At 42.7% G+C, this 15,272-nt stretch carries 10 protein-coding genes; 1 reads left to right on the top strand and 9 read right to left on the bottom strand.

Annotation, left to right across the window (positions count from 1 at the left end):
- Positions 1 to 83 precede the first annotated feature (83 nt).
- The 4 genes from IWA51_RS03935 to IWA51_RS03920 all read right to left on the bottom strand — a co-directional run bounded on the left by IWA51_RS03935 (position 84) and on the right by IWA51_RS03920 (position 6,204).
- Positions 84 to 1,274, bottom strand: coding sequence for an ABC transporter ATP-binding protein (locus tag IWA51_RS03935; RefSeq protein WP_177528422.1), 1,191 nt, complete (start codon positions 1,272 to 1,274; stop codon positions 84 to 86).
- Positions 1,275 to 1,375: 101 nt separating this feature from the next.
- Complete coding sequence (locus IWA51_RS03930; RefSeq protein WP_230402738.1) at positions 1,376 to 1,975, bottom strand: hypothetical protein; 600 nt, start codon at positions 1,973 to 1,975, stop codon at positions 1,376 to 1,378.
- Between the two features lie 69 nt (positions 1,976 to 2,044).
- A complete protein-coding gene (locus tag IWA51_RS03925) occupies positions 2,045 to 4,804 on the bottom strand; it encodes a valine--tRNA ligase (RefSeq protein ID WP_198443311.1) in 2,760 nt (919 codons plus the stop codon).
- Positions 4,805 to 4,929: 125 nt separating this feature from the next.
- Positions 4,930 to 6,204 carry an O-acetylhomoserine aminocarboxypropyltransferase/cysteine synthase family protein gene (locus IWA51_RS03920; RefSeq protein ID WP_198443310.1) on the bottom strand — a complete coding sequence of 425 codons (1,275 nt, stop codon included), beginning with the start codon at positions 6,202 to 6,204 and terminating at the stop codon, positions 4,930 to 4,932.
- Positions 6,205 to 6,393: 189 nt separating this feature from the next.
- On the opposite strand from IWA51_RS03920, the gene leuS reads away from it, so the two are divergent.
- Positions 6,394 to 9,066: a leucine--tRNA ligase gene (gene leuS, locus IWA51_RS03915; RefSeq protein ID WP_198443309.1), complete on the top strand. Its 2,673-nt coding sequence runs from the start codon at positions 6,394 to 6,396 to the stop codon at positions 9,064 to 9,066.
- A 63-nt stretch (positions 9,067 to 9,129) separates the two neighbouring features.
- On the opposite strand, the gene IWA51_RS03910 is transcribed toward leuS, so the two are convergent.
- The 5 genes from IWA51_RS03910 to dnaJ form a co-directional block, all read right to left on the bottom strand.
- A complete protein-coding gene (locus IWA51_RS03910) occupies positions 9,130 to 9,960 on the bottom strand; it encodes a M15 family metallopeptidase (RefSeq protein WP_198443308.1) in 831 nt (276 codons plus the stop codon).
- Positions 9,950 to 10,285 (bottom strand): STAS domain-containing protein, encoded by a 336-nt coding sequence (locus IWA51_RS03905; protein ID WP_198443307.1) that lies wholly within the window; start codon positions 10,283 to 10,285, stop codon positions 9,950 to 9,952. The genes IWA51_RS03910 and IWA51_RS03905 overlap by 11 nt, the downstream gene beginning before the upstream one ends.
- A complete protein-coding gene (locus IWA51_RS03900; RefSeq protein ID WP_198443306.1) occupies positions 10,285 to 12,462 on the bottom strand; it encodes a PP2C family protein-serine/threonine phosphatase in 2,178 nt (725 codons plus the stop codon). The genes IWA51_RS03905 and IWA51_RS03900 overlap by 1 nt, the downstream gene beginning before the upstream one ends.
- A gap of 3 nt (positions 12,463 to 12,465) precedes the next feature.
- Positions 12,466 to 13,866: a PP2C family protein-serine/threonine phosphatase gene (locus tag IWA51_RS03895; protein ID WP_198443305.1), complete on the bottom strand. Its 1,401-nt coding sequence runs from the start codon at positions 13,864 to 13,866 to the stop codon at positions 12,466 to 12,468.
- A gap of 184 nt (positions 13,867 to 14,050) precedes the next feature.
- A complete protein-coding gene (gene dnaJ, locus IWA51_RS03890; protein WP_177528430.1) occupies positions 14,051 to 15,184 on the bottom strand; it encodes a molecular chaperone DnaJ in 1,134 nt (377 codons plus the stop codon).
- Between the last annotated feature and the right edge of the window lie 88 nt (positions 15,185 to 15,272).

The following is a 15,272-nucleotide window of genomic DNA, read 5'->3' as shown; positions in this document are numbered from 1 at the left end:
TAATTTTTCAAAAACAAAAAAAGGGCTTTCGATAAGCATTAAACTTACCAGAAAGCCCTTCCTGCGGTTACTGCAAACCTAAATTACTTTACAGCCGGAATCTTGTCGTATCCGATCTGACCGGTAATGGGGTTCTTGAGCCACGGTGCATCGATTTTTTCGCAGATGTTCTTTTCTTCGTCCAAATCTTCAGGATTCTTTGCAAAGAACTTGCATCTTACCATTGCTGGCTGGAAGTTAACTTCTTCACCAAGCTTGAATCCTTCCTTAGCAGAAGCAAGTACACGAGCAATGATGTTCTGTCCCTTTGTTGCAAGGAAAAGATGTGTTTCAGCACCAAGAGGTTCCTTGTTTGAAACCTTCATTCTCATGTTGTTTTCTGCAGCCGGCTTGTCGCAGTATGTAAGATCTTCCGGGCGTACACCAAAGTATACTTCCTTTCCTACATAGTCTTTAAGAGCAGCCTGCTGTTCTGCTGTCGGTGTAAGGGTAAATGAACCTTCGTCTGCAACGATAGCATCGCCTTCCTTCTTGATTGTTACTGTAAGGAAGTTCATTGGCGGTGAACCGATGAATCCGGCAACAAACTTGTTGATCGGATGGTTGTACAGATAGAGTGGTTCTCCAATCTGCTGAACGTGTCCGTCCTTCATTACAACGATTTTTGTTCCCATAGTCATGGCCTCAATCTGGTCATGGGTAACATAAATCATTGTTGCCTGAAGTCTCTGGTGCAATGCAGCAATTTCTCCACGCATTGTTACACGGAGCTTGGCATCAAGGTTTGAAAGAGGTTCGTCAAACAAGAAAACCTTCGGGTTACGAACGATAGCGCGGCCTACAGCAACACGCTGACGCTGTCCACCAGAAAGAGCCTTAGGTTTGCGGTCCAAATACTGTGTAAGACCAAGGCTGTTTGCAGCTTCGTCTACACGGCGCTTGATTTCTCCCTTATCCATCTTACGGATCTTGAGTCCGAAAGCCATGTTGTCATAAACAGTCATGTGTGGATAAAGGGCGTAATTCTGGAATACCATGGCGATGTTTCTGTCCTTTGGCGGAACATCATTCATGAGTTCTCCGTCGATGAGAAGTTCACCTTCAGAGATTTCTTCCAGACCGGCGATCATGCGGAGAGTTGTTGACTTTCCACATCCAGACGGACCTACGAATACGCAGAAGTCCTTGTCTTCAATTGTAATATTGGCATTCTGTACGGCACGAACATTGCCGTCATAGATTTTACCAATACCCTTAAGTTCTACCTTTGCCAATTGTGGCCTCCCTAGGGGTTATATTATGTTAATATTATAACCCCGGGATAAAGAAGTTGTCAAATAATTTTTTTTAAAACAAGGGCAATCTCTGACTTATTTTAGTCTTCTGATTTTTTTCTGTCGTAATAGCCTGAATCTTCAAGATATTGTCTGCGTGACATTACAAGATTTATAAGTTCAAGATACATATTGTAGTCAACTTCCAGGGCTATGGGGAATATAAACATTTCTGTTTCATCACAGTATCTTTCTATGAATTCACAGCTTGTAACAAACCCCAGGCTTATCATATTGCTGATTCTGTCTGCACACTTAAGGACCTTTGCCCTGTGGCTTCCGTGGTCAATTATTCCGCGCAGATAGTCTGACTTAAGCTGCCCCGGACGTTTTGTTACTTCGGTTACCAGAGCAAGAACCTGTTCCCCTTCTTCATCTGCATTGCGTATCAATTCAGAATCAAAGCCCGGTATATCTTCTATTACATCATGTACGCAACTGGCTTTAAGAAGAACACTGTCTATATAGCCGTAGTCAATCAGAATGCCCATGGTGTCTATCTGATGCCGGAACATGTTTCCGCCGGCGAACCTTGCCTTACCAATAAGATTTGTTGCAAGTTGCATATACGGAGCCGTATAAATGCTTTTTAACTGCAGCATTCGCATATTGTCCATATGAGAAGGTTTCTCTGTTGCCATATCAAATTTTTTAGCCATAAGCACTTCCAAAAAACTAAAGGGCATCTCTAAAAATCCAGTAAACTGGATTTAAAGACTTTTTACGTAGGATACAAGTTTCTCGATACGACGGCGGGAAGCTTCCAGTTTGTCACGTTCAGCCTGAACAACATCTGCAGGTGCGTTTTCTACGAATTTTCCTGAAAGTTTTGCTTCGCTTTTCTTTACAGAAACCTGTTCTGCAGCAATTTCCTTGTTAAAGCGTGCAACAAGCTGTTCCTTGTTTATTGACTCGTCTACAAGAAGAAATGCTTCGAATCCGTCTCCTACAGAACCGATTGACTTTTGCGGTGTAGAATCAGTGAAATCTATTGCACTGACTCCGGCAAGAAGTTCTATCATGTCTGTTTTTTCACGGATAACTTCTGCACTTGAACCTGCTGTAATATTTACTGCAATATGAAGTTTTGCTGCAGGATCAAGACCGCATTCAGCTCTGAGTCCGCGTATATTGCGTATAAGTTCCTGAAGGACAGCAAAGCGCGCAGTTATGGAAGAATTTTCGCGGGCACCGACAGGTTCCGGGTAAGGGGCATCTACAAGAAGGCCTTTGTATTCTTCAGAAGCAAGTATACTCTGTTTACCGGCCGCTGTTCGGTTTGAAACAATTTCTGCAAGAGGAAGTTTTCCGTAGATTTCTTCTGTTACAAAAGGAAGATAAGGATGCATGAGTCTGAGGCTTTCCTCAAGTACGTTAAGAAGTACACTTACTGCACGGTTCTTTTCGTTTTCATCACCGTTGCGGAATGAAAGTTTTGTTGCTTCTACATACCAGTCGCAGAAGTCATACCAGAAATACTCATACAGCGCAGAGGCACCTTCATTGTAGCGGTAACCTTCAAAGGCAGACTTTGCTTCTCTTACGGCACGGTCCAAACAGGAATAAATCCATTTATCCAATTCTGTAAGGTCACTGTCACGTACAGGAACTAGGGTTCTTCCTTCAAGATTTCCAAGAATATAGCGGCTTGCATTCCATACTTTGTTGCAGAAGCGGCTTCCCATTTTGAAGCTGTCTTTGTCTACAAGAACATCCTGTCCCTGTGCACACATATAGCCGAGTGTAAACTTAAGGGCATCGGCGCCATACATGTCAATAATTTCAAGCGGATCAATTCCGTTGCCGAGGGACTTTGACATTTTGCGCCCCTGTTTGTCGCGTACAAGCCCGTGGATATAAATGTCATGGAACGGAGCTTTTCCAGTAAACTCAAGTCCGGCCATAATCATGCGGCTGACCCAGAAGAAAATAATATCGTAAGCCGTAACAAGGGCTGTTGTCGGGTACATAAGTGAAAGATCTTCTGTTTTTTCTGGCCATCCCAGTGTTCCGAAAGGCCAGAGCCACGAACTGAACCAGGTGTCCATAACATCGGGATCCTGTTCAAGTCTGTCTGCTCCGGCACCGCATTTTGGACAGGAAGCCGGGTCTTCGCGCGATACAATTGTTTCGCCGCAGTCTTTGCAGTACCAGACAGGAATTCTGTGTCCCCACCAGAGCTGGCGGCTTATGCACCAGTCGCGTATATTTTCCATCCAGTGAAGGAATGTGTTTTCCCACTTTTTAGGATAGAATACAAAGTCACCGTTTTTCCATGAAGCGAGGGCTTTTTCTGCAAGCGGCTTCATTTTTACAAACCACTGGTCGCTCAGGTACGGTTCAACTACGGTCGCACATCTGTAACAGTGTCCTACTGAGTGCTTAATCTTTTCTTCGCCTTTGTACAGCCCCAGTTCCTTAAGGTCTTCAATTATAATTTTTCTTGCTTCGGCACATTTGAGACCACGGTATTTTTCAGGACAGGCTGTGTTAAGAGTTCCGTCGGGGTTAAGAATATTAATTACTTCAAGATTGTGTCTCTTGCCGACTTCCCAGTCATTCGGGTCGTGGGCAGGAGTTATTTTAACCATACCGGTTCCGAATTCCTTGTCTACGTACTGGTCTGCAATAATTGGAATTACACGGTCAGTAAGGGGCAGTTTGAGTTTTTTGCCTACGATTGCCTTGTATCGTTCGTCTTCGGGGTTTACGGCAACGGCGCTGTCTCCCAGAAGTGTTTCAGGACGGGTCGTGGCTATTTCTATTTTTGTTGAACCGTCAGCAGCAGGTCCGTCGGCATATTCATACCAGATGTGGTACATAAAACCGTCTGTGTCTGTGTGGTCAACTTCATCATCTGCAAGTGCTGTTCCGCAGCGGGGGCACCAGTTAACAAGATAATGTCCCTTGTAAATAAGGCCGCGTTCGTAAAGCGTAACAAAAACGTTTCTTACTGCCTTTGAAAATCCTTCGTCAAACGTGAATCTTTCACGGTCCCAGTCAACGCTGTTTCCAAGTTTGCGTTGCTGCTTTACGATTGTGTCATGGTGCTCGTGGGTAACTGCCCATGTTCTGTCAAGGAATTTTTCACGGCCCAGAGCCTGTCTTGAAGTTCCTTCCTTTTTGAGCTGGCGTTCAACAACATTCTGTGTAGCAATTCCGGCATGGTCTGTTCCGGGAAGCCAGAGCGTATTGTCACCGAGCATTCTGTGATAGCGTACAACTATATCCTGAAGGGTATTGTTGAGTCCGTGTCCCATGTGAAGAACACCGGTAACATTCGGCGGGGGAATTACAACCGTGTATTTTGAAACAGTTTTTCCGCCGGAAGTTTTATTCAAATAACATTCGTGCAGCGGTGAACGGCTGTCAGAAGAAGGCTTGAAGCAGCCCTTTTCTACCCATTCGTTATAAATTCTATCTTCAAAATCCTTAGGATTATATGCTTTTTCCAGTTCAATGGCTTTCATTCACGACCTCGGTATTTTACTGATGTGAGGCTTTAAAAATTGCAATTTTTAAAGCCAACTTTGATTTTTTATTGTAATATATTTTAAAATCATGTTCTAGTAGTTTTTTTTACCCCACCTTGCCACTACAGTGAAGACAAAGCCTGCTTAAGGTCGGCGATTATGTCAGACACATTTTCTATTCCTACAGAAAGCCTTACAAGATCTGCAGGAACACCGCCGGCCGCAAGTTCTTCGTCTGTCATCTGCCTGTGTGTGGAAGAAGCAGGATGAAGCACGCATGTTCTGGCGTCGGCAACGTGTGTTGCTATCATTGCAAGATGAAGATTTTTCATGAATTTTTCTGCAGCAGGACGGCCGCCTTTTACACCGAACGAAACGACACCGCAGGTTCCGCCGTTCATATATTTTTGTGCACGCCGATAGTACTGGTTGTCAGCAAGTCCCGGATAATTCACCCAAGCAACATTTTCATTCTGTTCAAGGAATTCTGCTACGGCAAGAGCGTTGGAACAGTGTCTTTCCATGCGTACGGCCAGAGATTCAAGCCCAAGATTCAGCATATATGCGTTGACAGGTGCCTGAACAGAACCAAGATCCCTCATAAGCTGAACAGTTGCTTTTGTAATGTAGGCACCGGCGTTTCCGAACTTCTGTGCATAGACTATTCCGTGGTAGGATTCGTCAGGGGTACACAAACCCGGGAATTTTTCTTTATGTTCCATCCAGTCAAATTTGCCCGAATCTACAACCGCGCCGCCTACTGTAGCGTCATGCCCGTCCATGTATTTTGTCGTGGAATGGGTTACAATGTCTGCACCCCACTCGAAAGGCCGGCAGTTTATCGGAGTTGCGAAAGTATTGTCCACAATAAGCGGAACCCCGTGGCTGTGAGCTGCCTTTGCCCAGACTTCAAAATCAAAAACTTTAAGGGAAGGATTTGCGATTGACTCACCGAACACGGCTTTTGTATTTGGCCTGAATGCGGCATTCAGTTCTTCTTCGGAACAGTCAGGGTCCAGGAACGTAAAGTCAAGTCCCATTTTTCTCATTGTAACGTTGAACAGATTGAATGTTCCGCCGTAAATTGCAGAAGAAGCAATGACATGATCACCAGAGCCGGCTATATTGAATACAGAAAAAAAGTTTGCAGCCTGACCGGAAGACGTAAGAAGAGCTGCGGTTCCGCCTTCAAGGGCAGCAATTTTTGCCGCAACCATATCTGTTGTAGGATTCTGCAATCTTGAGTAAAAGTATCCGCTTGCTTCGAGATCGAAGAGTTTTCCCATATCTTCGCTGGTATCGTACTTGAATGTTGTACTCTGAATAATGGGAATCATTCTTGGTTCTCCGTTTTTTGGTTCATAGCCTGCATGAATACATTTTGTCTCTTTTTCCATATTTTCCCCGCTTTTCTTGTAATCGTTAATTGAACAATAATAGTATATTTTTTATTCCGTGTTAATATGGAGACAGTTTTTAATGCCGGTTTAGACAATGAAAAATGCATCAAAAAGTACAAAGTCTTCTATAAATATTGTAAAAGTGATATAATTACCGCGTTTAAAATCGAATCAAGAGGTTTAGAGATGGCATACCCATTCAATACTATTGAGCCAAAATGGCAGAAATACTGGGACGAACACAAGACTTTCCGTGCAGAAGAAAAACCCGGTGTACCCAAGTCAAAACGCAGATACATTCTTGACATGTTTCCTTACCCAAGCGGAGCGGGTCTTCATGTAGGACATCCCGAAGGATATACGGCAACAGACATTTACTGCCGCTACCTGCGCATGAACGGATACAATGTTCTTCACCCAATGGGATACGATGCATTCGGTCTTCCTGCAGAAAACTATGCTATCAAAACAGGAACACATCCTGCTGCAACCACGCTCAAAAATATCGAACACTTTACACAGCAGATTAAGGCCCTCGGATTCAGCTACGACTGGGACCGCTGCATTCTTACCTGCACCCCGGACTACTACAAGTGGACACAGTGGATTTTCCTGCAGCTTTACAAAAAAGGACTTGCCTACGAAGCAGAAACACCGATCAACTGGTGTCCAAGCTGCAAAACAGGTCTTGCAAATGAAGAAGTTAAAGAAGGAAAATGCGAACGCTGCGGTGCTACAGTTACACACAAAACAATCCGTCAGTGGATTCTTAAAATAACGGCTTATGCAGACCGCCTCATTGAAGATCTTGATGAACTTGACTGGCCCGAAAGCGTAAAACTCATGCAGAAAAACTGGATTGGCCGTTCAGAAGGTGCCGAAGTAAATTTTGCAGTTGCCGGAACTGACGGAAAACCGACTTCTGAAAATCTTACTGTTTACACAACACGCGCAGACACTTTGTTTGGTGCAACCTACATGGTCATAGCTCCGGAACACAAACTTGTAGACAAACTTGCAACAGAAGACAAAAAAGCAGAAATAAAGGCTTATGTAGAAGCATCTGCAAAAAAGAGCGACCTTGAACGCACCGACCTTGCAAAAACAAAGACCGGTGTTTTCACAGGAAGTTACGGAATTAATCCCCTTAACGGAAAACTCATTCCTATATGGATTTCTGACTACGTTCTTACAAGCTACGGTACGGGAGCAATCATGGCTGTTCCTGCACACGATGAGCGCGACTGGGACTTTGCAAAGAAATTTGATCTTCCCATAATAAAAGTTGTTGCAACAAAAGAAGAAGTTGCTTCACTCGCCGGCGGTGACGAGGCAAAAGGAGCAGAACTTCTCAGAAATGCGGCAAAAAATCCGGAAGAATACAAAAAACTTGCAGCGGCCCACCCCGAAGTATTTGATGTTGCTGCGGAATGCACTTCTGCAAAAGACGGATACGCAATCAACTCTGAACAGTTCACGGGACTTCCTACAAAAGAGACAATTCCCGGAATGATTTCGTGGATAAGCGAAAAGGGAATAGGAAAAAAAGCCGTAAACTACAAACTCCGCGACTGGGTATTCAGCAGACAAAGATACTGGGGAGAACCCATTCCTCTTGTTCACTGCCCCAAATGCGGAACAGTTCCCCTTGACGAAAAAGAGCTTCCTCTTGAACTTCCGAATGTAAAAACCTACCAGCCGACAGGAACAGGAGAAAGCCCTCTTGCCGGAATTGACAACTGGGTTAACTGCAAATGCCCCAAATGCGGTGGAAGTGCAAGACGCGAAACAAACACCATGCCTCAGTGGGCAGGAAGCTGCTGGTACTACTTAAGGTACATTGACCCAAAAAACAACAGTGAATTCGTATCTTCTGAAAAAGAAAAATACTGGATGCCTGTTGATCTTTATGTCGGAGGAGCTGAACACGCAGTTCTTCACCTTCTTTACGCAAGATTCTGGCACAAGGTACTTTACGATCTTGGTGTTGTAAGCACAAAAGAACCGTTCCACAGACTTGTAAACCAGGGAATGATTACATCGTTTGCATTCCAGAGGGCAAACAAATCACTAGTTCCTGTTGATCAGGTAGAAGAGACAGCTCCGGGAAGCGGAATCTACGAAGCAAAGGATGATCATGAGAAACTTGAGCGCGTTGTTGCAAAGATGAGCAAGTCTCTCAAAAATGTCGTTAACCCCGACGAAATGATCAAAACTTACGGGGCAGACTCTGTAAGAATGTATGAAATGTTCATGGGTCCGCTTACCGTATCAAAGCCGTGGAACACACAGGGACTTATAGGCGTTAACCGCTTCCTTGACAAAATCTGGTCCATAAGCGAAAAGCCGGTGGAAGACATTGACATAACAGCAAAACTCGAAGACAAGGCTCTTGTTTCACTCAGAAAAACCTATGCCAAAACCGTAAAAAAAGTTACCGACGACACTTCGTCACTTAACTTCAACACGGCCATAAGCCAGATGATGATTTTCATCAATGAGTGTTCAAAGATTGACCGTCTGCCGCGTGCAATGTGGGAAGGATTTGTAAAGATGCTGGCATGCTACGCTCCGCATTTGGGAGAAGAACTCTGGCAGAAACTGGGACACACAGAAACCCTTACCTACGAAAAGTGGCCTGAATTCAGCGAAGACTTCTGCAAAGAAGACAGCAAGCAGATTGTTGTCATGATAAACGGAAAACTCCGCGACAAGTTCGAAGCTGCAGCCGGAACAGCAGGAGACACACTCAAAGAAATGGCTCTTGAAACTGCCGGTGCAAAAAAATTCCTTGAAGGAAAGACAATAATAAAAACCGTTGTTGTTCCTGACAAACTTGTAAATATAGTTGCAAAATAAAATAAAGAGGGGCTGTCTCAAAAGTACGAGACAGCCCCTTTATTTTTACATTTTATTTCTATTTCAGCTCGATTTCCAGATATCTATAAATTCAAGCATAAACTGCTGTATATTGGAAAAATATTTTTTCTGGAAAGCGCAGGCTTCTTTTCCTATAAAGCGGAAGTGCCAGCATTCCCAGCGGTATCCTGTTACGTCTTCGTAGCCTTTCGGAAAAGAAAGTGACCATCCGTAATCAGAAGCATTTGCATAAATCCACTGCCCCATTTTTGTTTCTGCAAAGTCATCGGTTATCGAACCAAAATCTATTACAGAACCAAGCTGATGCTGGCTTGTTCCAGGACGCGAACTTTCACGTTCAGCCTCTTCAAGCCCGTCTACAGAAACCCAGTAATTGAATAGATTTTCCTGATATTTATAGGAACGGTATGTTGAACTTACAAGAATTTTTATTCCGTCAGAAAGAGCTGCTGCAGAAAGTTCTTTTAACGCCTCGTACGCATCGGGTCTGAGTGAAAGATCATTTCTGTTTATGCTGAACAAATCATTTTTTACAAGCGGAACAAGATCTTTGGGAACATAGTCCGCTGAAACAGGATTTTTCTTGTCTATAAGTGTGTACAGCGGCAAATCATCACTGCGGTATTTTTTTTCTGCAGTGAGTACGGCTTCAAGGTCAGAAAGAAATTCTTTTTTGCTGCTGATTGTAACAGCCTCTTTTGCACGTTCAGACATAACAGAAAGAACAGTGTCCAGTTTTCTTAATTCAGGTGAAACAGCCGCTTCTGTACCGCTCTGCGCCTTTTGTAATGAAGCGTCTGCCTTTGCCGGTTTTGTACAGGCCATCAATACAATCGGAACAAATACTGCAAAAACAACACTTTTACGAAGCATCTGCAACCTCCGTTACAGAATGGATTATATTGAATGTATCCAGAAATCCTGTCCGTTCAAGGGAGTGCCGTGCCGCGTCAGACGGGTTCATTATAAAAAGTTTTGTTCCGAACTTCTCGCCGTCATTGTGCCCTGCAATTACAACACCAATTCCCGAAGAATCAAGCTGGATAACCTGTGCCATATCAATAACGACATTTGAATCAGGGATGTAAGAATAAACTTTTTCCTGAAATTCACTTATTGTATATGCATTTACCGCGCCTGAAAGTTCAAGAAGAATATAATTTGCACCGACTTTTTCACGAATTGTCAACTGATCCATTATTTTCCTCCAAGATATTTCAATATAAGAACTGTAATATCGTCTTCAAGCTCCTTTGATGTAAATTCAACCAAAGAATCATAAGAGAACTGGGCCATCTTTGAAGCTGGGTAACCTGAATTTTCCATAAGTCCTGACTGTGCCCTGGACTTGCCGTAAACTTCACCGCGAAGAGAACGGGTTTCAATTATTCCGTCTGTACAGGCCATAACAATATCACCCTGTGCAAGCTTGACTTTCTTTACTTTTACAAGATGTCCTATGTCTTTTGCAAAACCAAGGATTCTTCCCTCACCCTGAATTTCAATTACGTTATTGTAAGCACGCGTGTAAAGGAACAAGGCAGGGCTTCCGCAGTTGATGTAGTAAAGAGTGTCTGTGTTAAAGTCAAGAAGACCGAATGTTCCCGAAAAGAACGTTCCCTTCGGAAGACTTTCCCTGATAAACGAATTGACTTTTTCTACAAGAAGCTTGAAGTCCGTAGTCTCAGCAAGGAAGGTTCTGATAATTGACTTAAGAATAACCATGTTCATGGAAGCCGCAATACCTTTTCCGCTCAGGGCACCTATGATAAAAATATGTCTTGTGTCGGTAAGGCGGATCATATCTACGAATTCACCACCAATGTTATGCGCAGGAACCATTATGTAACCAACATCAATTTTTGGATTTTTGATAAGATCCATGTTTTCCTGGATTGAAGTGATTATCTGTCCCGACATTCTGATTTCGCGGTTAACTGTACCGACAACCGCTTCATTCATGATGTTTTTTACATAATATCCGATAACAAAAAGATTTGAGTAGAATTTGTTGAAGGTTGTATAATCATATTCAGAATAGACGTTTCCACTTGCCTTCTTTCCAAGTAAAATAAGACCTAAAATCTGGCGTCCTTCATTAAGAAGAATAAATGCATCAGAATTGGTTTTGTCCAGTAGTTCAAGAAGTGAAGCCCTTATTCCCGAAACTGTCGTGTTGCGTTCGGCATATTCCCTGAACACAATCTGATGATGAAGATTAAGAAGAGTATCAAAAGTCATGGAATCTACCGAAACAGAAATCTTTTCGTTGTCAGAAGCATAAATTGTATCAAGGTATCCGTTTCCGGAATCAAGAAGAATGCGCATTGAAGTTGTATCTACATTCTTTTTGAAAATCTCGAATACCCTGTTTGTAATTTCAACAGGTTCCTTGTCAAAGTCTATGGAAGTAATTTCATTTTCAAAGTTTGCAGCATAGCGGTTGTCTCTCAAAAAGTCCTTGTTGTGGAAAGTTTTTCTGAGGAAAATCCAGAGGGCAAAAACCATGAAAACAACAGCAAAATAAAGGCCGTACTCAAGAAGAGTATTATTTTTTACCGTGCGCCAGATTATGTAAAATGCAAATCCGCAGACAGCAGACGGAATAAGATACCTTAGAACAAAGCGCATTATTCCGCGGACTGCTGTTTTTGCATCCCAGATTTCTTCATTGCGGCTTGTATGAATAAGCATCAGAACAAGTGGCATAAAGCCTGCAACATAAAGTGCCGGGGCCATAAACTGAAATGTCTCTGAATAATTTATAAAAAGCTGCAGCGCCCACATGCATATAATTCCAGACGCATTCATAACCAGATCTTGGCGCGTAAGTTTATTCTTTGCATTTTCAGAACGCACAAGAATCATAAGCATTGTAAAGCCAGGAATTACAAATACATAAAAAATCTTATACAAATCAAGCCATCTTAAACGGAACAAAGATGAGAATGTTCCGGTTTTGAAAATATAGTCAGACTCAATGTAAAATGCGCCTACGGGTGTTATGCCTATATTCTTAAATCCGCCCGGAGCAAAAAAGATTATATAAACTGCAAGCAGATAGAAAACCCATCTTGTAAATGAAAGAAGTCTGCTCTTATTGTAGTTCGGGAAAACCATCATGTAATTGCATACAGAAACGCAGAACCAGCCCATAACCACATACGTAAATCTTCCCAACAGAAGTGAAAGTTGCTTTGGTCCCCACAGACACAGAGCAACATCACATGCCATAAGGGCAAAAAGAGATGCAAGAACCAAAATAATATTTACAAGCGAATTATTATTGTTGCTGACTCTTCCGTGACGGTCTATCGAAAACGAAGTGGCAACCATAACCGCACACAAAACTATATTTACGATAATAAAAAACATAAATTACCTCTCGACCTTTGCGACCATCATTGTAACATCATCGCGAAGTTTTTTTCCGCCGTTATATGTCATTACAAGGTTAACGACATCGTCTATAAATTCCTTGGGGCTTTTTACTGCACTTGCCTTGATTGTATTCTGATAAAGCTTTGTATTTCCAAGTTCTTCACCGCTATCATCCATTACTTCTGAAACACCGTCAGATGCCATAAGAATAACATCTCCTCTGAACAACCGCTGCTCTGCGACTTCCACTTCGGGCAAATCAATAATTCCAACAAGAGAACAGTTTGAAGTCAGCGGTTTTATTCTGTATCCGTCAGGAGAACGCGTAATAATCAGAGGGTCAGACATGGATGCGTTAACATAGCGGATTGTCATTTTCTCTGTATCTACAATTCCCAGAAAAAGAACAGTATACTTATCCTGAAGTTTCATTCCCTTAATTGCTTTGTCAACAGCCTTAATCATTCCAGGAAGATTATCCTTGTTTTCAAGAATCTTGACGGTATTCATAACAAGACCCATAACCAGGGCAGCCGCAAGACCTTTTCCAGAAACGTCTCCAAGCATAAGAAGGGTTTTTGTCTTTGAAATAGGAAGAACCGTGTAATAGTCGCCCGAAACGTTTACCAAAGGCCTGAAGTATGCAGCTACAGAAAGTCCGTCTATTTGAGGCATTACAGGCGGAAGAAACGAGCGCTGTGTGTCGGCAAGCTGCTTCCATTCCTTTGAAAGGGCGCTTATTTCTGAAAGATTGCTGATTGTCTGGGTTCTGCTCTGAAAGCGACAGAATTCTTCAAAAAGCTTTTTAAAAACTTCAAAGTCAAAAAGTTTTGTATAGCGGCAGAATACATAAAGATGGTGCGAAGCATTTGAAAGAAAAAATCCTCTTGCCTGCGAAGAGTCAGATACGATTCCGTAATTGTCACCTATATAGAAAATTCCTTTTTTCCATTCGGCATTATAATTAAGCTGAAGGGTATTCATTACTTCGGGAGAACAAGAAAGCCTGCTGGGGCTGTTATATAAAACATAATTCTTGATTTTATCTACATAAAGTACAGAACAGTCACCGCGTATCTCCAGAACAGAAGCTATTGCATCGTAAAAATCATCCAGAGAATAGCAGAAGCGCAGTTTTTCAATAAATTCGGTAAGAAGAGCCGTTTCACCGGTGTACATTATTTTTTTATCTACACGGTCGGAAATTTCGGACCTTATTTTGTAGATAACAACACTTGCCAGACAGAACAAAGCCGAAGCTGTTCCCAAAACGAATGGCATAGCATCTTTATTTTTTTCGCGGGCTGCCGGAACAAGACTGACCGTAGACAAAATCAAAATAATCAAAAGAGCCACGGTAGACAGTATAATGGCGACACGTTTTCTTGTCCTATACATTTAGCACCTCAAATTTGAATTTCAGCAGGTAGAATTTAAACACCTTATACTATTATATCATATTATCGACAAAAACGGTGATTTTTTTTAGTAGTTAAGTTTATCACAACTCAAAAAGCATAAAAAAAGGCCTGGTCTGCAAAATGAAACCAGGTCTTTGTATAGGGTATCTCTAATTTTTTTACTATCTGAGCGATTCAAGCGGAATCAGTGCAGGAGAAGTAGTAGCATTTTCAAGTCTTGCATACTCCTGCATTACTGCCGCCTGTTCCCTTGTAAGTTTTGTGGGAAGTTCGACCATAATTTTTACATAAAGGTCACCTTTACGTGTAGTTCCGGTAAAAGGAACTCCTTCACCTTTTATTCTTAAAAGTTTGCCCTGTGTCGTACCTGAAGGAATCTTGAGAACCACAGTTCTGTCGTCCAGTGTACGGATGCTTATGTCTGCACCAAGGGCTGCCTGTGAAATAGTTATTGGAACAGCACAGTACAAATCGTTTCCAGACCGTTCAAAGCATCTGTCAGAGCGCACATTTATTACAATAATAAGGTCTCCGGTAGAACCACCGTTAACGCCAGCATTTCCCATATGCGGAATAGTAATGCGTTTTCCGTTGTCTACACCGGCAGGAATTGTAACAGTCATAACCTTATGCTTTGAGTAAACACCTGCTCCCCTGCATGACGGACACGGATGGTCTATTACAGTGCCCTTTCCGTTACAGGCAGGACATGTCTGCTGAACAGAAAAGAATCCCGTAGAGCGTCTGACCTGGCCCATTCCCTGGCATGTAGGACAAGTCTTCCTGCTTGAACCTGCAGCACCGCCGGTACCGTGGCATTCAGGACAGGGCTCGTCATGTCTGAAAGTAATTTCCTTTTTGCATCCGAATACCGCTTCCTTAAAGTCGAGTTCCAGATCATAACGCAGACTGGCACCGCTGTTTGAATCTCTGGAAGAAGAACGTCCGCCTCCGAAACCGCCGCCAAACAGATTCTCAAAGATATCACTGAATCCGCCCATACCGCCGAACAGATCGCTGAAATCCTGGGCTGCATGGCTGTACCCCTGCGAACCGCCTCCCATTCCGTCAAGACCGGCAAATCCGTACTGGTCATAAATGGGCCTTTTCTGCTCGTCGCTTAAAACTTCATAAGCTTCTGTTGCTTCCTTGAATTTTTCTTCGGCCTCTTTGTTGCCCGGGTTTCTGTCCGGATGGTACTTTACGGCAAGTTTTCTGTAAGCTTTTTTTATTGTATCTTTGTCAGCGCTTTTATCTACGCCCAAAACTTCATAATAGTCACGTTTTGCAGCCATTTTTTTATTCCTGAAATTAAATTACGTCTGATTATATCAAAAAATAGCCTCCGTCACAACGACGGAGGCTAACTTTACATGACGTTAT

Origin of the sequence: Treponema peruense, assembly GCF_016117655.1 — a bacterium.
Classification (GTDB): domain Bacteria; phylum Spirochaetota; class Spirochaetia; order Treponematales; family Treponemataceae; genus Treponema_D; species Treponema_D peruense.
This window is presented reverse-complemented; position numbering and strand designations above follow the sequence as displayed.